This is a genomic window from Gluconobacter sp. ESL1110, from assembly GCF_058107395.1.
Genome location: NZ_JBYLUK010000007.1, coordinates 866,721 through 889,887, shown reverse-complemented (window position 1 = coordinate 889,887; position 23,167 = coordinate 866,721). Strand labels below are relative to the sequence as shown.

Annotated in this window: 18 protein-coding genes; 9 read left to right on the top strand and 9 right to left on the bottom strand. The window is 56.5% G+C overall.

From position 1 onward, the window contains the following. The first annotated feature begins 14 nt into the window (after positions 1-14). A complete protein-coding gene (gene dps, locus AC3B6F_RS08210; RefSeq protein ID WP_489823954.1) occupies positions 15-554 on the top strand; it encodes a DNA starvation/stationary phase protection protein Dps in 540 nt (179 codons plus the stop codon). An 89-nt stretch (positions 555-643) separates the two neighbouring features. Here dps and AC3B6F_RS08205 read toward each other — a convergent pair whose 3' ends face one another. From AC3B6F_RS08205 to AC3B6F_RS08175, 7 genes are all read right to left on the bottom strand, one after another. Next, the gene (locus AC3B6F_RS08205) at positions 644-1,063 is read right to left on the bottom strand and encodes a hypothetical protein (protein ID WP_061931965.1); all 420 of its coding nucleotides are present in this window, start codon (positions 1,061-1,063) and stop codon (positions 644-646) included. A 160-nt stretch (positions 1,064-1,223) separates the two neighbouring features. Then, positions 1,224-2,459, bottom strand: coding sequence for a glycosyltransferase family 4 protein (locus AC3B6F_RS08200; protein WP_211568144.1), 1,236 nt, complete (start codon positions 2,457-2,459; stop codon positions 1,224-1,226). Positions 2,460-2,577: 118 nt separating this feature from the next. After that, positions 2,578-3,480 (bottom strand): hypothetical protein, encoded by a 903-nt coding sequence (locus AC3B6F_RS08195; protein WP_211568143.1) that lies wholly within the window; start codon positions 3,478-3,480, stop codon positions 2,578-2,580. 134 nt (positions 3,481-3,614) lie between these two features. Further along, the gene (locus AC3B6F_RS08190; protein ID WP_489823953.1) at positions 3,615-6,566 is read right to left on the bottom strand and encodes a glycosyltransferase; all 2,952 of its coding nucleotides are present in this window, start codon (positions 6,564-6,566) and stop codon (positions 3,615-3,617) included. 5 nt (positions 6,567-6,571) lie between these two features. Next, entirely contained in the window at positions 6,572-8,344 is a 1,773-nt protein-coding gene (locus tag AC3B6F_RS08185; protein ID WP_211568141.1) for a tetratricopeptide repeat protein, read from the bottom strand. Between the two features lie 61 nt (positions 8,345-8,405). Further along, positions 8,406-9,863 (bottom strand): HlyD family type I secretion periplasmic adaptor subunit, encoded by a 1,458-nt coding sequence (locus AC3B6F_RS08180; RefSeq protein WP_489823952.1) that lies wholly within the window; start codon positions 9,861-9,863, stop codon positions 8,406-8,408. A 3-nt stretch (positions 9,864-9,866) separates the two neighbouring features. Continuing rightward, positions 9,867-12,017 (bottom strand): peptidase domain-containing ABC transporter, encoded by a 2,151-nt coding sequence (locus AC3B6F_RS08175; RefSeq protein WP_489824012.1) that lies wholly within the window; start codon positions 12,015-12,017, stop codon positions 9,867-9,869. Between the two features lie 411 nt (positions 12,018-12,428). Here AC3B6F_RS08175 and AC3B6F_RS08170 point away from each other — a divergent pair, with 411 nt between their 5' ends. Further along, the gene (locus AC3B6F_RS08170; RefSeq protein WP_489823951.1) at positions 12,429-13,883 is read left to right on the top strand and encodes a protein adenylyltransferase SelO; all 1,455 of its coding nucleotides are present in this window, start codon (positions 12,429-12,431) and stop codon (positions 13,881-13,883) included. Positions 13,884-13,887: 4 nt separating this feature from the next. Here the strand turns inward: AC3B6F_RS08170 and AC3B6F_RS08165 are convergent, their stop codons facing one another. Beyond that, the gene (locus tag AC3B6F_RS08165; protein ID WP_426067611.1) at positions 13,888-14,091 is read right to left on the bottom strand and encodes a hypothetical protein; all 204 of its coding nucleotides are present in this window, start codon (positions 14,089-14,091) and stop codon (positions 13,888-13,890) included. Between the two features lie 126 nt (positions 14,092-14,217). On the opposite strand from AC3B6F_RS08165, the gene AC3B6F_RS08160 reads away from it, so the two are divergent. The 7 genes from AC3B6F_RS08160 (at position 14,218) to mdoH (ending at position 22,653) form a co-directional block, all read left to right on the top strand. After that, positions 14,218-15,585 carry an adenosylmethionine--8-amino-7-oxononanoate transaminase gene (locus tag AC3B6F_RS08160; protein WP_489823950.1) on the top strand — a complete coding sequence of 456 codons (1,368 nt, stop codon included), beginning with the start codon at positions 14,218-14,220 and terminating at the stop codon, positions 15,583-15,585. Further along, the gene (locus tag AC3B6F_RS08155) at positions 15,582-16,760 is read left to right on the top strand and encodes an aminotransferase class I/II-fold pyridoxal phosphate-dependent enzyme (RefSeq protein WP_489823949.1); all 1,179 of its coding nucleotides are present in this window, start codon (positions 15,582-15,584) and stop codon (positions 16,758-16,760) included. The genes AC3B6F_RS08160 and AC3B6F_RS08155 overlap by 4 nt, the downstream gene beginning before the upstream one ends. Continuing rightward, a complete protein-coding gene (locus tag AC3B6F_RS08150) occupies positions 16,757-17,383 on the top strand; it encodes an alpha/beta hydrolase family protein (protein ID WP_489823948.1) in 627 nt (208 codons plus the stop codon). The genes AC3B6F_RS08155 and AC3B6F_RS08150 overlap by 4 nt, the downstream gene beginning before the upstream one ends. After that, complete coding sequence (locus tag AC3B6F_RS08145) at positions 17,376-18,143, top strand: methyltransferase domain-containing protein (protein ID WP_489823947.1); 768 nt, start codon at positions 17,376-17,378, stop codon at positions 18,141-18,143. The genes AC3B6F_RS08150 and AC3B6F_RS08145 overlap by 8 nt, the downstream gene beginning before the upstream one ends. Next, entirely contained in the window at positions 18,140-18,790 is a 651-nt protein-coding gene (gene bioD / locus AC3B6F_RS08140; RefSeq protein ID WP_489823946.1) for a dethiobiotin synthase, read from the top strand. Before AC3B6F_RS08145 ends, bioD begins: the two co-directional genes overlap by 4 nt. 165 nt (positions 18,791-18,955) lie before the next feature. Further along, the gene (locus AC3B6F_RS08135; RefSeq protein WP_061931940.1) at positions 18,956-20,503 is read left to right on the top strand and encodes an OpgD/OpgG family glucan biosynthesis protein; all 1,548 of its coding nucleotides are present in this window, start codon (positions 18,956-18,958) and stop codon (positions 20,501-20,503) included. Next, entirely contained in the window at positions 20,479-22,653 is a 2,175-nt protein-coding gene (gene mdoH / locus AC3B6F_RS08130; RefSeq protein ID WP_489823945.1) for a glucans biosynthesis glucosyltransferase MdoH, read from the top strand. The genes AC3B6F_RS08135 and mdoH overlap by 25 nt, the downstream gene beginning before the upstream one ends. Positions 22,654-22,693: 40 nt before the next feature. Here the strand turns inward: mdoH and AC3B6F_RS08125 are convergent, their stop codons facing one another. Next, entirely contained in the window at positions 22,694-23,113 is a 420-nt protein-coding gene (locus AC3B6F_RS08125) for a winged helix-turn-helix transcriptional regulator (RefSeq protein WP_489823944.1), read from the bottom strand. Between the last annotated feature and the right edge of the window lie 54 nt (positions 23,114-23,167).

The window sequence follows — 23,167 nt, the reverse complement described above, 5'->3', positions numbered from 1 at the left end:
ACAGGAGACTTATCGTGGCTACCAAGTCCAACCGTCATGTCACGCAGAATAACACGGCAGACAACACCAAGAGCGTCTCCATTGAGACGCTCAATGCCCGTCTGGCAGACCTGATTGATCTCGCCCTGATCACGAAACAGGCTCATTGGAATCTTAAGGGCCCACAGTTCATCGGTGTTCATGAAATGCTGGATGGCTTCCGCGCCAGCATTGATGAATTTGTCGATACGACAGCAGAACGCGCCACCCAACTTGGCGGTACAGCTTATGGCACAGTGCAGGCTGTTGCGAAGAACAGCAACTGCACCCCTTATCCGACCGATATCTATCGTGTCGCGGACCATATCGCAGCACTGATCGACCGCTACGCAACCGTTGCAAACAACGTTCGCGAAGCCATCAAGATTACGGATGAAGCAGGCGATGACGATACTGCTGATCTGTTCACGGAAGTGTCCCGTGGTCTCGACAAACACCTCTGGTTCCTTGAAGCCCATGTTCAGGAACCTACAGGTCAGATGCGCGACGGAGACCACGACGGCAAACGTAGCTGATTAGGCATTACCGGCCAGAAACAGAAAAACGGGGCAGTTATCTGCCCCGTTTTTTTATATGCATTTCAAGTAAAATTTTCTTCGCTTCCTCAAAGACAGCGCGCCAGATGCTCTCGCGCAAACCGGAAAGCGTCTTCATCCAGAAGCACGGAGTCCTGAGGCATTCCATCTGAAATTTCAGCCGGATTCTGAGACGCCTCTATCACTCTCACTGGCGTCAGAAGCCCTTTAAGAGCCAGCTCCACAAACATCCGATACTCTTCGAACCTGAGGGGAAAGGGTATCTGACCTCTTTGGCGCTGAACAATCCATGAAGCCGTCAGGGTCTGGAGGCTGCCCCATTCTAAGACCAACTCTCCAACGGCACGTTGCTTCAGCGTTTCAATACTCGCCTTCGCAAGGACTTCGATATCTTCGTCCGTCAAGCGCCGTGGCGGTAAGGAAACCTCTTTCTTCACCACCCAGGACTGTACGATGTCACGCAAGCCGGGAAGTATTTCGAAAGACATTCGGGCCGCTCCTGTCACATCCGCCTGCGCAGCGCAGATGTTTCTGTAACTCTCTATGGCAGGGAGGTTATCATACCTGCCAGTGTCATGGAACGTGACTTTATCCATGCCTTTGCCACAACTTCACAGTCACGGCGGAAGGTATATTGACCACAAACCGTCAGAGCCTGTTCTGACTCACAACATCTCGGACCAAGGCATCATATCGTTGCAGATAATCCTGCAAGGACAGTTCGGCTTCTGCATATCCTCTGGCTCCCTGCCCCAGACGACGCGCCTGTTTGCGATCTTCAAGCAGTTCAAGAACGGTCTCAGCAATCCGATCTGGCTCAAGAAATGGCACCAGACGGCCCGTAACTCCATCTGTAATAAATTCACTGACCGGGGCCGTATCGCTGCCAATAATCGGGCATCCCGTCGCCATGGCTTCGCGCAGAGACCAGGAAGCCACGAAAGGATAAGTCAGGTACAGATGAGCATCTGATCTTTTGAGCAGATTACGGAAATCATCATAGGCAACCTTGCCGACGAAATGAATCCGACTGAGATCCAGCTTGCCTTCCAGTTCCTTGAGCATGATGTCTTTCCAGCTTCCGCGATCCGGAGGCGGCGCACCGTAACTGACCTGATCCCCCCCGACCAGAATGACCTGCGCATCCTTTCGCTCATCCAGAATACGCGGCAAGGCGCGCATGACGCTATGAAAACCACGATAAGGTTCAAGGTTACGCGCAACATACGTCACAAGCGCATCACGCGGTGAAATCTTTACACCGTTGATCACGAGGTTCCGTCGACGCGCTTGAGCATCAGGCTGACACAGCTCGAGATTTACGCCTTCCCGGAGCAGAGAGATCCTGTCCTGCGCCCAGCCGGGATAGGTAGATTTCTGAAACTGCGTTGGGGTCTGCCCATAACCATTTGGCAAGGAAAGAGCCTGCAGATTTATGGCATTTTTCACCCGGACAGCCGCCGCCAAATCCGGACTGGGAGGGAATTCCGGGTCGAACCCTACGTCATTCCGATCAGTATGATAGAAAAATTCAAAATATCCCAAAATGGGACAGCCAGGGAAAACATCCACAAGATTCAGAAGCTCACCCCAGCCATGATGACCGATGATGATATCCGGGACATAGCCAAGCCCCTTGAGCGTCTTGGCAGCCGTCGCAACGGCTTCTGCCCTCAGGAGCCCATATTCAAATTCACGCAGATGCGGGTGCGTGGCAGAGGAGGGCAGACGCGGGACACGATAAACAGCGCGCCTGACACCAGGAATTTCGCCTGCGTTTGCCTCAGAAATGAAGACAATTTCATGCCCACCCTGCTCATGAAGATGGCGCACGAAATGCAGAAATTGACCGGGAAAATTCTGATGGACAAAAAGATACCGCACACCAAATCCCGGTCATTCAAAAAGGGCTGAAGGCAGAGTTGAAACATAACGGCGCTTCAACTCTGATTTGATATTTGAAAGCTGGCTTTCCGTTCAGGCAACCCGCTTTCGTTCGTCATCATTCTGCAGCGTCAGCCTTAGACTTCGCAGCGGCTTTTACAGACTTCGCACGAGGGCGTTTGGCGGCCGGGGCTTCAGCGCCTGCATTCGGAATGATTTCCAGAAGGAAAGCCTCAAGCGGGGCAAGGCTCTCTGCTTCCAGAGCATCTGTCCCATCAAGCGGGCCAAGGCGTGAGCCGTCCGTAAAGGTGGAGGAAAGACGGATATGATGCGTTTCTGCCGATGCCCCCTTCAGGCGAACCCGCAGACCAAGAATGGGAAGCGCCATACCGCGCGAACCACAATACTGGCCACCTTCAGACCAGGGAGAGAGCCACCCCTTCCCCAAGACAGCCTGATATTCGATATCGGAAGCCGGAATGCTGTTTTTCGGAGCGATGGCAAAACCTTCGATCCACGACTGGCTGCCCGGTGTTCCCATCCATTCACCGATCGGAGCCGCAACATCACCAACCCGCTGAACGTGGGCAGAGATTTCAGCCGCTTCGATGGGCAGAGGCGCTGCTTTCTGCGCAGGCTGCGCGACAGCGACCGAAGCCGGACTGACGGAGGTTGGACCTGCAAGCTGTGCGACCTGAAGCTTTGGCGCTTCGTGGGGGCTACCCGGTTCCTGATAGGTGGTTACCAGAACAGCTGCCGGTCCGCGGGTAATACGCACCAGAGCAGCGCCATTGGCACCACCAATCCAGCCATCTTCCTCGAATGTGCTAACGGTCACAATGCCCGGAGGCGTCCCGGGAGCACGGGAAATCCGAATACCCGGAAGCCCGGAAGGCCCAGGGTCCTGCTGTCCCGCGGCATGAAAAATGCAGAAAATTCCCGCATCGAGAACCATCATGTGAGCGCCAGACTTGAGGTCAATCACCCGGTTCTGCGTTGGTGCTTCAGCCGTCTTTGACATTCCCTACTCCACTTGTTCCCGCATAACGGGAGGAAAAACTTTTCAAGCCCAGCGGCTATAGCAGCCAGTTCAAGACAGGCATTGTTTCCGGGTTATATTTACCCGTTCCAGTCGAAGCGTAAACCCCGTTCACTTCAACTTACCGGCCCCCAGCGACGCAAAATAAATCGAACAAGAAATTCAACAGGCATTCCTAGTGGAACAACTGCGCCCCGATCACTACAACGCACCCGCTCCGATTGTGCTCCAATGTCAAAGGACAAAACTTCGAGCCCGCTTTTCCACAATATTCCAAGGGCATAACACCAAGTTTCCGGTGCAACGGAAGGAATAAATCCAATATCGGCGCTCTGTTCGCGAATCAGGTCCAGAACTTCGCCTTCCTGATATTCTCCCGTGACCTTAACCCCCGCGGCAATCAGTGATTCGTCATCGGGCGTATGTCCTACCAACACAAGCTCGACCGGAAGAGACATGACCCTGATGCACTGCGCCATGGCCAGAAGAACGTCATACCCCTTCCAGCGGCTCAGCCCTCCAACAATACAAATCCGCAAGGCACGACCCGAAATAATACCTTTCCGCCCTGAAATATTTGACAAAAGAACGGCATCATCTTCCAGCGACACAGGCAGAAAATGAGTCTGTGGAAAATGCCGCGCCATTCTCTGCGCGGTATCACGAGACGGCACCATCACCGTATCAGCCTGCCTGAATTCGCGTTGAGAGCGGCTGATAAGATCCGGGACAGTCAGATCCTCTCCCAGATAACTACCCCACGTCGCAATACAGGCCTCACAGCCTGCCACATCCGGCTCACCACAATAGCGCCCATTTCCATCCAGAAGAGAAATACGAGGGCAAAACCAGATGTAGTCGTGAACAAACACATCGTAGGGAACACAAAGATCTTCATGAAGCGTTCGAATACAGGGGGCATGCCCTACGAGATGATGCCACTCAATGCGATGAATTTTCAGCCGTAACAGCGTGTCGACAAGAAGGGGGAGTTCCTCGGGCAGTGTGAAATTGAGGTTCGGAGCGAAGTTTCTCTCCCCCATTGGCCATTCAAGTTTACACCCCAGAGATGTTGGCCGAAGCGTCAGAGCCAAAAAACCCTGCTGCTCAAAAGATTGGGCACGCTCCAGCACGACACGCCCCACACCCCCACCTGCATCATGCTGAACCAACAGCATGGAAGAACGTCCTTGGCGTTGTTCGTCTATCCGGGCCATATCCAGTTGCCGCCGGAACTGCCTGAGGGGATCCCTCTCTATAAACGCTGCGACTTCTGCATCGTATCCGGGATGCAAGGCATTCAGGATTTCCAGATTCCGCCCCATCAGGGCCTTACGACTGCTTCCGAATGACGTTGACCCTGTATGCGCCACATACACATCCGGTGCGGGAAAGTGACGATACCCCTGCGCAGAGGCCCGAAGACAGAAATCATTCTCCTCGCCATAGCCCTGAGCAAAGAGGTCTTCTCTAAAAAAACCCGTCTCAGCCAGACATTCGGCGGTTATCGCCATGCAGAAACCATTTCCGGTTGGCAAATCGATACACGCGTCTTCCTGTGAAAACAGAGCCTGGCACAGAACATCCAGTTTTCGTGTGCCTGCTCCATCAGGCACCGTATTTTCAGTGTCCACCGAAGGATAGGACAGGATGCTCGCGTCATTGGAAAAAGGCGTTACGGTTCCCACATCCGTAAAAGCCAACCGTGCCCGTAACCGCTCGATCCACCCTGAACACACAAGTGTATCACTGTTCAGAAGAACAACGTCCCGCCCTGCCGCAAGGCGCATACCGTCATTCGCAGACGCCGGAAATCCCTGATTGGCCTCATGCCGGACAAGCGTAATTTTACCGTCCTGCGCCAGCATATCCAGAAAGCCTGCCAGCTTTGGCTCTGGCGTTGCATCATCCACAACAATGATTTCGATACCCGGCGGGACCGTTGCCAGCACACTGCGCAAACAGGCTTTGCTTCCCGCCAGATCACGATACACCGGAATAACAACAACACACCCGGAACTGTCTCTGGGCCTTCTCGGTCTATGAGGCCATGCTTCCACATGAACAGGGCGCAGACGTTCGGGCAGCCTGCCACGCTTAGAAACCAGTCGGCCGACCATGGGATCAATCGGCGCGCCCACAAGAGGCCGTCCGTGCTCATCCCTTAAAAGCAGCGTCCCACAATCGCCTTCCGGCAAACAGTTTTTCTCAAGCCGAAAAGAACGCGGCCGCGACAGAGGGACATCACTGTCTACATCAACCGCAAACTTCGGAACTGACAGAGTGCGATCATCCCACAATGTCACAGAGGGAACATGGTCTGGGTCTGCAGGGTACCAGAGCCATCCCTCAAGCCCCTTGTCTGTCACACGCACAAGCGATTCACAGCGTATGAGCGCCGGCACATCAATCGGGCTTCCAAGTACATGCTGGCGGCCTGCCCGAACCTCAAGACGTGCAGCCTTCTGCCAACCGTCCGGGAGCCTGTAGCGTCCGCGAAGACCTCGTCCTGCTTCGACACCATCCAGCAGCACCCGGATGCTACCAGTCGCCTCCACATCCACCCAGCTCCCATTGGACGCCGTACACCATCCTGGGGCACCTGCACTTTCAGAGAGCTGGCTCGCCAGTTGCCGAAGTTCGGGCAGAATATGAAATTTCGATAATGCCGTTCCCAGCCTCGAAGAAGCCTGCGCCGGCTCATTCAATCGAACAAGACAGACAACGGACAGAAACGCAGCTTCCCGCAAACCATATGTATGGTAAAGCCGCTCCATCCGTTCCAGACAACTCTGAACGCGACCAATATTCAAAAACGCGATTGCCAGGGCCCAGATAACATTGGGACTTTGACGCGCCATTCTTTCGGCACGCTCCAGCCAGAAAACACCGTCCTGCAGGCGTCCTGCCTGTATGGCCTCCTGTCCACGCTGGAAAGCGGCCTGTGCACGGGCGCTCATCACGTCCCGCCATTCAGCCCGGTCTTCCGGGGTTACGACATGACCGTATCCTCCGAAGGCAGCTCTGGACGTTGTCCCCGTAAGATCAGGATTGCTATCGGACGTCACGCCGATCAATCGTCCTCGTCAGGCTGGGCCGCATCAAGATTGATGAGTTCGGCCTCGGCATCCGCAATCCCCTGGGCTTTCGCGTGCTCCAGCCATTTCCGACCTTCCTGCAGGTCCGTCACCCCTGCCAGACCGCGGATCAGATACCGCCCCAGCATAAGTTGGGCCAGACCATTCCCAAGTTGGGCCGCCTTCATGAACCACTTCTGGGCTTCAACGCGATTTTCCGGAACATCATGTCCGCCACCATACATGGCTGCGAGCGAGAACATCGCATCCACGTTTCCGCTTTCTGCGGCGGCACGATAAAGCTCCATTGCACGACCATGATCTTTACGGCCGTTGATCTGCCCCGTGACAAGAAGCTGCCCAACGGCAACCTGGGCTTCTCCCATTCCGGCCTCTGCCGCCTTCTCCATCCAGTGCATGGCCTGAGTTGGATCGGCCTGTACGCCCCGCCCCTCCAGCAGCATTTTACCATACCAGAACTGGGCGTTCACAACGCCATCTGCGGCCTTCTGCATCCAGCGGGCTGCTTCCCGACTGTCGACCGTACCGCCGACACCCTGATCGAAGCACACACCAAGATTGAAAGCCCCCACTAAATCCCCACGTTCGGCAGCACGCTCGAAACGCTCTTGCAGGGCCTGTTTCTCATCATCCGTTGCAGAAGCTCCTGTCAGAATCAGATTGCCGAAATCGGCATCCGCATGGCGGTCTCCGGCTTCTGACGCTACCTGGAACCAATGAGTCGCCACATCCGGATCACGGTGGACACCATTTCCCGTCAGGTAAAGCAGCCCCAATGCTCGCGCTGCGCCACCGTGTTTCTGCTCTGCGGCCAGGCGATACCAGTTTGCCGCTTCCATCAGATTGGGGGGAAGCTCACCACCCTGCGCATAAAGATCCCCTAGCAACGCGGCTGATTCCGCATCCCCGTTCAGGGCAGCCCGTCGCAGCCAGGTTTCGGCACGACCATAATGCTGCTCAATCCCGACGCCTTCCAGCAGGAAAAGGCCATAGCGGGCCTGTGCACCCACAATATTCCGTTCGGCCGCCTGCTGGTAGTATCTAGCCGCAGCCCCCATGTCCCGCGGAACACCAGCACCGGCTTCGCTCATGCGCCCAAGAATATCGAAGGCTGTCCCCAGTCCACCCTTGGTCGCTTCTTTCAGATGATGAGCCGCAAGGGTTCTAGCATCATCTGTTTCGGCCTGATGGAGAATGGCCAACGCCAGACCAAGATGCCCCTGCGAACATCCCGCAGCAGCAGATCGTTCATACCAGGCTCGCGCTTGAACAGCATCTCGCAGATCCTCGGGACCATTGGTCAGGATGTAACCAAGAAGAGCCTGCGCATCAGAAAAACCCGCATTTGCGGCAACCTGCCCCCAATGGAACCCTTTATGAAAATCGGGCTGGCGAGCTCCTGACGGCGGACGCGCGGCCAGGTCAAAAGTCGCTGCCGCTTTGCGGATTTCAAAGCCTTCAGGGAACCCGATCGTATAAAGCGTTGCCAGAACAAAGGCGGCTTCAACATGGCCAGCCTCTGCCGCGCCCAACATCCAGTGCGCTCCTTCTTCCAGACTGGGCGGAACCCCGGCACCGTCAAGATAGGCACGTCCAACGCGAAAAGACGCTTCCGTATCACCTGCACTGGCAAGACGGCTGAGAAGAGCAAATCCCCGAACGAAATCGCCTGCTTCCATCAGACGAATGCCTTCTTCCACCTTCCCCTTTGAAGACAGAAGAGACGCAATGCGGCGCTTGAATGTCATGATTCCAATCCTGGTCCGATAGAAGTGGAAAACGCCCGGAATGTTCGGGCGTTTTCTAACCTTACGGCTCTCTCATACCGTCCGTCAGGGCCGGAGCAACACGTCCAAACAGGTACTTCAGGATCGTCCGCTGACCAACGTCAATATCCGCCGTTGCCGGCATACCGGGCGAGGGATGGAAGAAGGCCGGCTGTCCATGGAGTGTGTAGCGATCAATCTTCAACCGCACACGATAGTACACTGATCCGTCAGGTCCCCCTGCAACCGCGCTGTTATCTCCAGGATTACTGGCATCAGATTTATCAAAGGAGTTTGCGCTGATAACATGAACCGTAGCTTCAGCACCGCCATACTGATTGTACGGGAACGCTGCGAATTTCACGATCGCATGATCTCCGAGTTTCACGAAGGCCGCATCACTCGCCTTCATGACAGCTTCCATCTCAACACCGGCACCCGTCGGAATCAGTGTCATGAACTGACCGGCTGACTGTAGCACAGAGCCAATGGAAGCCTTGGCAATTGTCAGAACAACGCCGTCTTCCGGAGCCTTGAGCAAAATAAGGTCCTGACGGAGACGTGCCTTCTCGTATGAACTGCGATATTCGTCCAGATGGTGCTGGGTTTCCGTCAGGTTCGTATAAACCTGCGCTTTCCAGTTCTCTATGTAGCTGTCACGTTCGGCTTTCATGGCAGCTATCTTGCTTTCCGCAGAATTTGCACTCTGCTGAGCAGAAATTTCCGCACGCTCGGCTTCCATCATATCGTTCTGGGCAGCAAGCGTAGAGAGACGCGACCCGACCTGATCAGCCTGTTCATGCTGGCGCATTTTCAGAACTTCAGAAGCAACACGCATCTTGCTGGCATACATGGCCGCATTGGCCCGGTAGCCTTGCAGATCGCTTTCCAGACCTGCCAATTGCTGATCATAATTCTGAACGCGCGCACGATACTCGCTTCGTCGACGCAGAAAGGCAGCTCCCTGCTGAACGGATGCGGGATTGGACGTATCAGGCACATAGTCCTTGTCGTCAGCTTCCGCTTTCAGCCGGTCAAATTCAGCCTGATAAGCGTCACGCTGCTGGGCCATGTTCGTGATGTCAGCCTCTGTAATAGTCGGGTCCAGATGAGCAAGCACCTGTCCCTTCTGTACAAAGTCACCCACGTGCACGTCGATTGATCGAACAATCGATGTTTCCAGCGGCTGCACAACAATGGTGGGCTGCGTAGATGCCAGACGCCCTGTCGTGCTGACCACACGATTGATTGGGAAAAATGCTATTCCCGCCAGGCAGGCCAGAAACAGACATCCAATCAGCCAGATGACGTAACGTGCAGAAGCCGTGGCCGGCAGATTAACCAATCCCGCTGTTGGAGAATGGAATTCCAGCAGTGCAATCGGCATATCCTGCGGCGCGAACGGGTCCGTCGCAGCACGCGGCACATGACTGTTGAAGTTCTCACTGTCATTCTCTTCTGGAGCCTGGCCATTCTGCGAAATCATGTCGGAGGAGCTCATGTCTTATTCTCCTTCGGTCAGTTGGCTGGATTCGCCAGAGTTGGCAGCAGAATTGAGATGTCGATTCTGCTGTAGCCACAACGTCCTGTAGATCTCACAGCGTTCCAGCAGAACATGATGCGGCGCGATATCCACCAGCTTACCCTGATCCATCACGGCAATCTGATGACAATCTACCAGCGAAGACAGACGGTGAGAAACGATGACCATCGTTCTTCCTTTGCCGATCCGCTGAAGATTGGCATTCACCAGAGCTTCGGATTCAGGATCGAGAGCAGAAGTTGCCTCATCGAGGATCATCAATTTCGGATCACTGATGACGGCACGTGCAATAGCCAGACGCTGACGCTGACCACCCGAAATATTGGTCGATCCCTCTTCAATGAAGGTATCGTACCCGGCAGGCATCCGCTCGATGAATTCTTCAGCCCCGGCCAGTCTTGCCGCGCGAATGGCATCATCAATGGTCAACCCTGGACGTCCGGCCGTAATATTGTCTTTGACCGTACCGCGGAACAGGAAGTTGTCCTGCAACACCACACCGAAAGAGCGTCGCAGATGGGTCAGATTAATTTCACGCAGATCAACCCCGTCCAAACGAAGATAGCCAGTGTAATTCCGGCTTACACCCTGAAGGAGGCGCGTAACCGTGGACTTACCAGAGCCAGACCGCCCCACCAGCCCCAGCATCGTCCCCGCTGGCACTTCAAAATTGACGTTGTTCAGGGCTTTCGTGGAGGAGCCCGGGTAAGAGAAGTTCACATCCCTGAAGGACAGAGCCCCCTTGATAACAGGCCGCATCCCGGTAGTGAGCGCTTTTGTCTCAGTTGGCTGGTTCAGCACTGCACCTGCTTCCCCAAGAGACACCGTCACTTCATTCACAGCCTCCATCAGCTTTGCCAACCCAACCAGTGGCTGGGCCACACGACCACCTAGCATCATGAAGCCCGCCAGCGCGCCAGCCTGCATGGTGCTGGCGTTCGTCAGCACCAGATACGCGCCTACGAGAATGACGCCGCGGCTGATGAAAGCATCGAAAGGCATCACGAGGGTCTGAGGCCAGTTGGACATGCGTCCAGCAGCCAGTTTCCACCGAACCACTTCCGCCGTCTTCTCATCCCACTCTTCACGACGAGTTGGCTCAAGCGCCAGCGTCTTGACGGTTCGAATACCAGCGACTGTTTCGTAAAGGGTTGAACCACGGTTCATTTCCGCCCGGATTTGACGTCCCATGATACGCGTCAGAACGGGCAGGAAGATAACGACAATCAACCCGATGCAGCCAGCCCCGGCAATCGTCATCCAAGCCAGGGTCGGGCTGAGCAGGAAGAGAATTGGCAGCACCACGACAAGCGTGAACATGTCCAGAAGGGTGGTCATCAACTGTCCGGTCAGGAAGTCACGGACCTTGAAAACCGCCATGAAGCGGCCGAGGACTTCGCCTGTCTGTTGTCGTTCATAGAATTCGAGCGGCAGGGCAAGCAGACGATTGAAGGCATGCAGCGAAATTCTGGCATCCAGTCGGGTCGACAGAATCAGAGAAAGTTCTCTTCGCGCATAGCTCAAGAGAATTTCATAAAACGTAAGTATGACAACAAAAGACGTCAGAGAAATCAGTGTCGCCATCGAGTGATAGTTCACCACCCTGTCCAGAACCTGCATGACGATCAGTGCCGGAAAAACCTGCAGAACACTGAGTACCATGGAAGAAAAAGCAATATCCCGAAGAACGTGCTTCTCCCGCATGACCATCTTGGCAAACCAGAGCAGGTCAAAACGCGCATCCGCTTCAGATTCGTTGACGCGCCGCTTCACCAGAAGCACGTCCCCCGTCCAGACCTGGGAAAGACGCAGTTCGTCAACAGGAACAGGCGCATCCCCCTCCCCACCCATCGGGTCACGGAGCCAGACGATGCCCTTCTCCGCATTCGCCGAAACCATGAGGCCTGCGGAGCCGTCCTTGAACATGAGAACAACCGGGGGCGTATTCCGAAGCCGAATCAGGTAACGCCAGCGGAGACGCATTCCTTTGGCAACAACCCCCTGCGATGTCAGCCAGCGCGCCAGAGACGCAGGAGAGGGAGAGGCTTCACCCGGCTCGGCCGCAAAATCACGTATATCAAGCTCAACCCCATGAAAACGGGCAGCCGCCATGGTTGCATATAGTCGGATGACTGCCGGGCTTACATCCCTTCCGGGGCCAGACACGCGCTGGGTTTGCTCCACGAAATGTCCTCTATGCTGTGGTCCCGCACAGGCGGCATCAAAGGCAGAAACGCCCGTTCATAATTCATGAATAGAGAATACTGTCTTTTCCGTCACCTCCCCTTTCTTCCATCAGAAAAAATCTTTGCAAAAACAGAGTTTCAGCGAGAAAAAATTGATTCTTTCTCAAAGGAGAGCAGCTCATAACTTGTACCTGAAATGTCTTTTTTATGACAATAATGCCACTCAAACTCTGAGTTTCATCATAAAGCACGTCATAAAAAGACTGTGACTTCTTTCTTTATCCTTACAGGGGGCCCATGTGAGGGCATTCCAACATCAATCCAACAGAGGCGTTTCATGCAGCTTCTTCGCCAGTATGCCGCACTGCCGGGACGGTTCTCTACGCCTCTGAAAAGCCGCCCCTTCCGGGCACCCGGAATCATCGGACTCAACGCCCCCCTTGCTACCGCTCTCGGGCTGTCACCCGAATGGCTGAAAAGTCCGGCAGGGATCTCTCTTCTGTCTCACGGGTTGCGCCCGGACGGCCATTCTCCCGTCGCCATGGCTTACGCTGGACACCAGTTCGGGCATTTCGTTCCCTCCCTGGGGGATGGGCGAGCCATGCTGGTGGGGGAGATTCAGGACGCACAAGGAAAACTCTGGGATCTACATCTCAAAGGCTCCGGCCCTACCCTCTTCTCCCGCCGAGGAGACGGGCACGCAGCTCTGGGGCCGGTTCTGCGCGAATATATTGTCAGTGAAGCCATGGCCGCGCTTGGGATTCCAACGACACGCGCTCTGGCCGCCCTGACAACAGGCGAAGACGTTCTCCGGGAAACGCTCGTGCCCGGTGGCGTCATTGCACGCATTGCTTCCAGCCATGTCCGGGTTGGCACGTTTCAGTATTTCGCAGCACGCGGAGACCAGGCCTCGCTACGTGTTCTGACCGATCACGTGATTGGGCGCCTCTATCCGGACCTTGCAACCAGCATCAATCGTGCATTGGCTTTGCTGGAAGCTGTCGTGGAGCGCCAGGCAAGACTGATCGCTCGATGGATGCTCGTCGGTTTCATCCACGGTGTCATGAACACGGACAACATGTCCATCGCCGGAGAAACCATCGACTTCGGGCCCTGCGCCTTCCTTGACGCCTATGATCCAGGCAAGGTTTTCAGCTTCATTGACCAGAACGGACGTTATTCCTACGGCCAGCAGCCAGATATGGCGTTGTGGAATCTAGGGCGACTGGCAGAAGCCCTTCTGCCGTCCATTGATCCAGATACCGACAGGGCCGTCACCATGGCAACAGCCGCCCTGACTCGTTTCGATCAGATATTTGGAGAGACCTATCTTTCAGGCTGGCGTCAAAAACTGGGGTTGATGACTGAACAGAAAGCCGACACCACGTTGATTTCCAGACTTCTCACACTGATGCATCGCGACGAAGCAGACTTCACGCTGACTTTCCGCCTGCTGTGCAACGCTGTCCGGACCGGCGATACATCAGATGTCCTGACCCTTTTCAACGACCAGACTGCCGCGACCGTATGGTTGCAGGATTGGCAACACCGATTGAAAAAGGAGAACGTCAGCGCTGAAGAACGCGCTCAGGCGATGAGAATAGTCAATCCACGGATCATTCCCCGCAATCATCAGATCGAGGCTGTCATCACCGCAGTCATGTCGGGGAATTATGCGCCTTTCCATCGCCTGACAGAGGCTCTTTCGCATCCGTTCGACGATGCAGACGATGGGTTCGACCAACCACCCGCCCAGCATGAGCGGGTTCGAAACACGTTCTGCGGAACCTGACGGATCAGGCGCCCTGAAGGGTCAGTCGGCTGCTGTTGAACAAACGCCTGACCTGACAGTACAGCGCCAGAAGGTCAGGCATGCAGGCATTATGCAACGCCCGGACACTCTCGTGCGTGGCATAGAATCGCAGAGTGTTCATGCTGCTGTTCATGATAGCTGTGCCGAGAAACACACCGTTGACATGAATAACCTTGGAATTCAGCATCGATCCTGACCTTGATTGTCCTTCCAACCGCGAAAGAACGTCCTTTCTGCCGCCACCGACACAGGTCAGGGCGGTGCAATAACGGGGTTCATGCCAGATCGTTTCCCGTTAAAGCGTGACCTTTTTATGATATCCGATGACAGCATCATGGCCGGGGGGATGGACTTGCCCCGGACCATGCGGGAAAACGCTGGAATGTCCTGCACAGTCTCACCCGCTACAGTCTCATCCACCGAGGCGAACCGTTCCGCGGCCGACCTTCCGCATCTTTGGCTGCCCTACACACAGATGCAGACCGCGCCTTTCCCCGTGGAGGCCGTTCATACATCGGGAAGTCGCATCACACTGGCGGATGGTCGGGAACTCATCGACGGCGTGGCTGCCTGGTGGACCGCCTGTCATGGCTACAGCCACCCGCACATCCAGCAGTCACTCATCCAACAGACCAGCATGATGCCACATGTCATGTTCGGGGGAATGGTCCATGAACCGGCCCGCCGTCTGGCCGCGCGACTGGCAGAGCTTCTGCCCGGGGATCTGGAACGGACATTCTTCACCGATTCCGGATCGGTCGCGATGGAAGTCGCGGTCAAGATGGCCGTGCAGTACCACATTAATCGCGGAACAGAGGGACGCACGAAAATGCTGTCCTTCCGTGGCGGCTACCACGGGGACACGCTGGGCATGATGTCCATCTGTGACCCCGAAGAGGGGATGCACAGCCTGTTCGCAGGCGTACTGCCAAAACAGGTTCTGGCTGACCTGCCCGTCGATGACGCCAGCACAGCCCGGCTTGAAGCCCTTCTGGAAAAGGAAGGCCACACGATCGCCGCCATCGTCACAGAGCCTCTGGTTCAGGGCGCTGGCGGAATGCTGTTTCACAGCCCCGAGGTATTGCGTCGCCTGCGGGAGCTTTGTGACCGGTTTGGCATCCTGCTGATCCTTGATGAGATCTTTACGGGCTTTGGCCGGACCGGGACCATGTTCGCCTGTGAGCAGGCCAACATCGTGCCTGACATCGTGGCCCTCTCCAAAGCCCTGACAGGGGGGACCATGGCATTGGCGGCTACTGTCGCAAGAAAGAGCGTGTTTGAGGCGTTCCTGTCTACGGATGGTAGCAAAGCACTCATGCATGGCCCAACTTTCATGGCGAACCCATTGGCCTGTGCCGTCGCCAATGCGTCATTGGACCTGTTCGAACAGGAACCACGTCTTGAGCAGGTCGCCCGGATTTCCGATCAGCTTCGCCGAGAGCTGGAACCCTGCCGAACGATCCCGGGGGTCAAAGATGTGCGCGTTCTGGGCGCAATCGGCGTGGTCGAGCTTGAGAAGATCGAAAACCCGGATGTTCTGCGTCGCGCCTTCGTCACGCAGGGCACCTGGATTAGACCTTTCCGCAATATCGTATACCTGACACCGGCCTTCACGATCACACTCGAAGACCTTTCTCATCTGACATCCAGCATCGTGGCCGTTCTTCGGGATAACTCATGACCCTGTTTGACGCCCATTTCGCTACGGCTCTTGAAAAACGTGAGGCAGCAGGAACTCGCCGGATTCTACGTTCCGTCACCCGCGAGACAGGGGCCATCCTGCGCGATGGGCAGCGCCTGATCGACGTTTCCTCCAACGATTATCTGGGTCTTGCGGATCATCCCCTATTGCGAGAGCGGGCCGCAGATTGGGCCCTTCGATATGGAACCGGCGCCCGGGCTTCCCGACTGGTCAGTGGCACGCTGGACCTGCATCAGGCGGCTGAAGAGAAACTGGCCCGGTTCAAGCACTGTGACGCAGCACTTCTGTTTGCCTCGGGCTGGCAAGCCAATGCCTCAGTCGTTCCGGCACTCTGCGCCCTTTCGGTGGCACAGACCGGCCATCCAATGATCGTGTTTTCGGACCGGCTGAACCATGCCAGCCTGCATCATGGATGCGCGGCAGCGGGCGTCCGGCAGGTCCGGTTCCGTCACAACGACCTTGCCCATCTGGAAACACTTCTCAAACGCGAAGCCGCCACGCCCGGCTTGCGAATGATCGTGACGGAAAGCGTATTCTCCATGGATGGAGATCGCGCCGACATCCCGGCTCTTCGAACGCTGGCAGATCGCTACGACGCATTCCTGTATGTTGATGAAGCCCATGCGACCGGCGTTCTAGGGCCTCATGGACAGGGTCTTTCGGGCGGTCTGGCTGATCTGACCATGGGCACATGCAGCAAAGCCCTCGGCGGAATGGGCGCCTACATCGCCGGCTCCCGGCTGCTCTGCGACTATCTGATTAATCACGCCTCAGGGTTCGTCTACAGCACGGCGCTCCCTCCAGCAGTTCTCGGGGCCATAGATGCCGCGCTGGACGTCATTCCCGGCATGGACGCGGAACGGACAACCTTGCTGGGACAGGCCGAGACACTACGGACCCTCCTGAACAACGCCGGGTTCGATACAGCCGAATCCACGACGCAAATCGTCCCCGTTCTGATAGGTGAGGCCCAGCACGCACTGGACGTCGCAACAGCCTTGGAAAACGAAGGCTTCCTGACCGTCGCAATCCGCCCTCCCACCGTTCCCGCTGGAACAGCACGGTTACGAATTGCCCTGCATGTCGGCCTTCAGAATGCAGACATCAAACGACTGGCAGAGGCCATCATTCGGCTGGCCGGAAACGATCAATGAGCCTTCCCCTGTATCTTGTGCATGGCTGGGGGTTTGATGCGTCATTCTGGACCACCATGCTGGACCACTTGCCAGATGTCGACGCCTCCATCGTAGATGCTGGCTATTTCGGTGCTCCCTCCCATCCGCCATTACCCCAGGTCCCTTATCTCGCCATCGGCCATTCAGCAGGCAGCCTTTCCCTGCTGAGTCAGGACCTTCCGGGTTGCAAAGGTCTTGTCCTCTTCAACGGATTTGCCCGTTTCTCCGCTGCCGCCGACTTTCCAGACGGTGTTCCCGCCCGTGTTCTGGAACGGATGAGGCGCCAGCTCCAGAAATCGCCAGAAGCCGTTCTGGCCGACTTCCGCAAGCGATGTGGCACGGATGAGCCACTCCCCGGCCCTCCTGCTCTCGAACGCCTTGATACCGGACTGGAAAAACTGCTTCTGGACGACGCAAGGGAGCAGGCCGCCAGATGGGGCGACCGCCTGCACTGGATGACAGGGCGGTCAGATCCGTTCCCGCCAGCCCGGTCCGGCTTTGCCAGTCCCGGCTCGATTGTGGATGGAGGTCATCTCCTGCCCCTGACGGAACCCGCTCTTTGCGCCAATTTTATCAGGCAATGGTCGGCACGCCATGGATGAGCGCAAGCACCAGATTGCCCAACGGTTTGACGCGGCACAGGATTACAATGCAGCAGCAGATATCCAGTATCGCTGCGCCGAACTTCTGGCCGAACGCATCCGCAGAGAACTGGCACAGTCACGCCCAACACGGATTCTGGAATTTGGATGCGGCACTGGCTTTCTTACCGAAAAACTCTCTGCTTCCTTCCCAGAGAGCGCGTTAATTGCGACTGATCTGGCGCCCGGCATGATTACCCGGGCACAGGAAAGACTGACAGACCGCCCTGTCACATTCCGCGTCATGGATGGCGAACATCCAGACGTGGACGACCCTTTCGATCTGATCGCGTCCAGTCTTTGCTTTCAATGGTTTGAAGACCGCCCAGCCGCTCTTCAGCGCCTGTGCCAGAAACTTGCCCCCGGCGGCTCTCTCATGCTCACGACACTTCTGCCGGGGAGCCTTGGGGAATGGCGCTCGTCCTGCGAGCAGGAAGGCGCACCCTGTGGCGTTCCTTCTTATACGGACGCATCAGCCCTTCAACGGGAATGGCCAGAGGACGGTTCTGGAACGTGGGACGTCACCACCCTCCACGATCCAGTCCCAAATGCCCGTACCTTCCTGCATAGGCTGCGCCAGATCGGTGCCTCCCTACCCCAGTCTGGCAGTACTCCGGCAAGTCTAGGCGTCCTGCGTCGCGCCATGCGCCACTTTGACAGGCACCATCAGGCTGTGACCTACAGGATTGGCCTCGGAATTTTCAGAAAGGACACTCCATGAACAGTTTTCGCGGCGTGTTCGTCACCGGAACAGACACGGAAATCGGCAAAACGCTTGTCAGCGCGATCCTGACGAAAGCGTGGAATGCCACTTATTGGAAACCACTTCAGACGGGGCTGGCTGATGAAGCCGGTGATACACCAACCGTCCGCACCCTTGCCGAACTCACAGCCGATCAAATCATTGCCCCGGCTTACGGATTACAGGCCCCGCTGGCGCCTCTGGCCGCTGCCAATCTGGAAGGCGTGACCATCAATCCGGGCCGTCTGGTTCTCCCAGCCATACAATCCCCCCTCGTGGTCGAAGGCGCAGGCGGCCTGATGGTTCCGATCCGGGAAGACATGCTGATGATTGATCTGATTCAGCAGATGGATCTACCGGTCGTTCTGGTCGCTCGAAGCGGGCTTGGCACAATCAACCATACCCTTCTCAGCCTGGAAGCGCTGCGCAAGCGCGGAATTGCGGTTCTTGGTGTCGTTCTCAGCGGCCCTGAAAACTCTGGGAATGCACGGGATATTGAAAGGTTCGGGAACGTCCGGATACTGTTCAGCGTTCCACATCTTGAAAAAATAAATAAGACGGTTGTTTCTGAAATATCTGAACGCGTTCCACCTTTTTATGTCTGTCAGCAACAGAGTTCACAATGATGTGTCCTTTTCCGGCTCTGCCATGAAAAGAACATGTCCAACCCTTGTGAAATAACTCTGCAATCATAGAACGTCTCTTCGCAACGAACTGCATCCGGCGTATCGGTGGAACATGACCACTTCGATTTCGGAAGTTCGGTAGAAACTGGGACTGTAGGGAAAAGTATGAGTATCCTGCGTCGTGATCTGGTAAAGCTTGGAGCCGGGATGTCCCTTATGGGAGCTTCCGGTGGTCTGGCTTATGCTCAGTCCGCGCCGCCTGCCGCAAAGCAGGCTCCAAAAACTGTTCCGTTCGATAACGGGACCGTTCGCGCTCTTGCTGAAAAGCTCTCCAGATCGCCCTACGCTCCTCCTCCCCAGAGTCTGCCCTCCGCAATCGCCAATCTCGATTTTGATCAGTTCCGTGGCATCGCGTTCAATCCGGACCGCGCCTTGTGGCATGGCCAGAATCTGGCTTTCGAAGTGGAGTTTTTCCCGCGTGGCTTTCTCTACAAGCCGCGGATTGGGATGAATGAAGTCATTGGCGGTCAGTCGACCCCGATCGCCTATGATCCGGACCTCTTCACCTACGCCAACTCCATGCTGCGCGTAACCGACGATCTGGGCTTTGCCGGCCTCCGTCTGCGCTACGCCATCAACACCCCCGGCGTGATGGAAGAATGTGCTGTGTTCCTAGGAGCGTCCTACTTCCGGGCCGTCGCAAAAGGTCAGAATTACGGCCTTTCCGCCCGTGGCTTCGCAAACGGAACAGGAAACTCCAAAGGGGAAGAATTCGCGCTCTTCCGTGAATTCTGGCTGGAAAAGCCTGAACCCGGTGTTGAATCGGTTGTGATCCATGCCCTGCTGGACAGCCCATCCGTCACAGGAGCGTTCCGCTTCACGATCCGTCCGGGTGACACGACTGTTTTCGATGTCCAGTCCTCGCTTTTCCCGCGTCAGGACATTACAGAATCCGGCGTCGCACCGCTGACCGGCATGTTCTATTTTGATGCCAACGAGCATAACCACGTCGATGACTGGCGTCCGGCCGCTCATGACAGCGAAGCCCTTCAGGTCTGGACCGGCTCGGGCCAGCAGCTTTATCGTCCGCTCGTTAACCCGACAGATCTCCAGTTCTCAGCCTTTCAGGACAGCAGCCCGCATGGCTTTGGCCTGATGCAGCGCAAGCGTTCCTTCCACGATTACGAAGATCTGGCGCTTAACTACGAAAAGCGCCCCTCCCTATGGATCGAGCCGATTGGGAACTGGGGCGACGGTGCCGTCGATCTGGTGGAAATCCCGACGCCCAATGAAGTAAACGACAACATCGTGTCCTTCTGGCGTCCGAAGGCACCGCTCAAGGCCGGTCAGGAGTACAGCTTTACCTATCGCATGTACTGGGGCTGGGACACACCGTGGCCGACACCGCTGGCTCGCGTAGGCGGGACCCGGATTGGTGCGGTAACGGATCACGCCGATGCCCGCATGTTCGTCATCGACTTCACGGGGGCACCTTTCCAAAACCTTCCGGCGGATGCGCATTTTCACCTGATCTCACAAAGTACGCCGGGTACGATCCGCAATGTCGTTGTAGAGCCCAACCCGAACATCAAAGGCTGGCGCACCACTTTCGAGTTCGTACCGGGGGATGCCAAAGCCTCCGAGCTTCAGGCCCAGTTGGCAAACGATCAGGGGCCGGTTTCTGAAAAATGGATGTATCGTTGGACGCCGTGACAGATTTTTCCCCGTCCGAAGCCCCTTTTCTTCCCCGTGAAGCTCCGCTCAAAATGGAGCCTCAGAACCTCCAGCAGCAGCCGGATCGCCACGGGCGCCCCTTCCGCATTCTGGACACAACACCGAAGCTGCTTTGGCTGCGGCGGTTGTTCGTGTTTGGTACGGCCATTCTGCTGACAGGCTTCGGTGTTTATAAAATCAACCAGGTTTTCAACTCGCTCGGTGTTTCGACATTGGGCGTGATTGTTCTGGTGCTGTTTGCCATTCTGGGCTTCTGGATCGCGCTATCCTTCACGTCCAGCCTTGGCGGATTTGTGTCTCTGATCTGCCGTGGTGGGTTAGGCCTCGGTATCCAGCGCACGGGCGCACTTCCCCGTCTGAAGGCCAGAACAGCCGTCCTGATGCCGACCTACAATGAAGACCCGACGCGGGTTCTTGCAGGTCTCAAAGCCATCTACGACAGCATTCTGGCAACCGGCCAGATTGACGCATTTGATTTCTTCATCCTGTCAGACACAACCAACCCGGATGTATGGCTACAGGAAGAGCGGGCTTTTCTGGCGTTCCGTCAGGCTACTGGCGATCATCAGCGCATCTTCTATCGCCGCCGTCACCAGAATACGGACCGCAAAGCCGGAAACCTGCATGACTGGGTGGTCCGCTTTGGTGGCTCCTACCAGCAGATGCTGACGCTGGATGCCGATAGCGTCATGGATGGCAGCCTGATCGTCCGCGTCGTGTCTGCCATGGAAAACCATGAGGGCGTCGGCCTGATCCAGACACTTCCAGTGATCGTTGGCGGCCGTACACTTTTTGCACGGATGCAGCAGTTTGCCGGGCGTGTTTACGGCCCCCTCATCGCGCATGGGATTGCGTGGTGGCATGGCTCGGAAGGCAATTACTGGGGTCATAATGCGGTTATCCGCACCCGTGCCTTTGCCGAACAGGCTGGCCTCCCGCATCTGAAGGGCCGTCCTCCCTTCGGTGGCCACATTCTGAGCCATGACTTCGTTGAAGCCGCTTTGATGCGCCGCGGTGGCTGGGCCATTCACATGGTACCCGGGCTCTTCGGCTCATACGAAGAAAGCCCGCCCTCGCTAACGGACGTCGCTATCCGTGACCGCCGCTGGTGTCAGGGCAACCTTCAGCATGCCAAGATCCTTGGAACAAAGGGCCTGCACTGGGTCAGCCGGACCCATATGCTGACGGGTATTGGCTCGTATGTCATGTCCCCGCTGTGGCTGCTGTTCCTGCTGTTCGGAATTCTGATTTCCCTTCAGTCGCATTTCTATCATCCGGAATATTTCGGCACGAAACCAACGCTCTATCCGCACTGGCCACGCGTTGACCCGGTCCAGGCGAAGTTCGTGTTCATCGGCACGATGGGCATCCTGCTGGCACCCAAGGGGCTGGCGTTTATCGCCATGCTGTTTGACCGTGCAGCACTCCGGGGGTCAGGCGGTGTTATCAAACTGTTCCTGTCCATCATTCTGGAAACACTGATTGGCGGCCTGATTGCCCCGATTGCCATGCTGATCCAGACATCCGGTGTGATTTCCATCCTGCTGGGCCGGGATTCCGGCTGGAATGCCCAGAACCGCGAAGATGGTCGGGTTTCCTTGCGTGAAGTTGCTCGTGGATACTGGGTCTATACGGTCTTCGGTATTCTTCTGGCTGCGGCTGCGTGGTCTGTCTCGCAGGCGCTGTTCCTGTGGATGACGCCCGTGCTGCTGGGGCTTGTTCTGGCTATTCCACTGGCGGCCCTGACGGCAAGCCGCGATGTCGGCCTGGGATTGCGCAAGGCTGGCCTGCTGCTGATCGAGGAAGAAACTGCTCCGCCGCCAATCCTGCGCCTTGCGGCAGAGAATGATCGCCTGCGGACTGAAGCCATGCATGCGCCGCATCAGCCCCCAGAAGAAGCTTTTGCGTTGCTCCGAACAGACCGTACCTTGCTGGACGCGCATCTCGGCGCCCTTCCTCCAGCCCGCAAACCGGGAAGTGCCATTGATGCAAACCTCCTGGTGGGTCTGGTCAAGCTGAAGGAAGCCTCGTCTCTCAAGACCGCTCTTTCCAAACTGAACCGTCAGGAAAAAGCTGCTGTTCTCGGGTCTGCCGAAGGTGTGGCCCTGCTCGAAAACCTGCCTGAGTAAGCTCATTCCATGCCTGACAGAATAGCGTCAGGCATGGACCTTATCTGGCATCGAAGGCCGTCCGGGCGGCTTCCACTTCCGTCAGATTTTTCTCCGCCCAGATCCAGACACCGCAGAACGCAGCGCCGAGGCTTAGACCCAGCGGCGTGAGACGATAGTCCACGCGTGGCGGGATGACGGGATGAATGGTTCTGGTCACCATGCCGTCGCGCTCCATGTGGCGGAGCGTCTGTGTCAGCATTTTCTGGCTGATACCTTCAACCTTGCGCGCCAGTTCCGTGAAGCGCAGCTCTTTATGCTCTTCCAGCACTTCCAGAATAATCATCGTCCACTTATCGGCCACGCGTCCGATCAGGTCTGTCACCAGTCGCCCAACACGCACGTCACACTCGGTCGGCGCCGTCTCAGCAAGCCGCTGGGCACGGTGCTCTGGAGACGCCTCATAGGGATTATCCGTCATGGGTCGCTCTCCTTCTGGTGCGTATAAATCTTTGAGGTGCCTTCTTCCCGATCA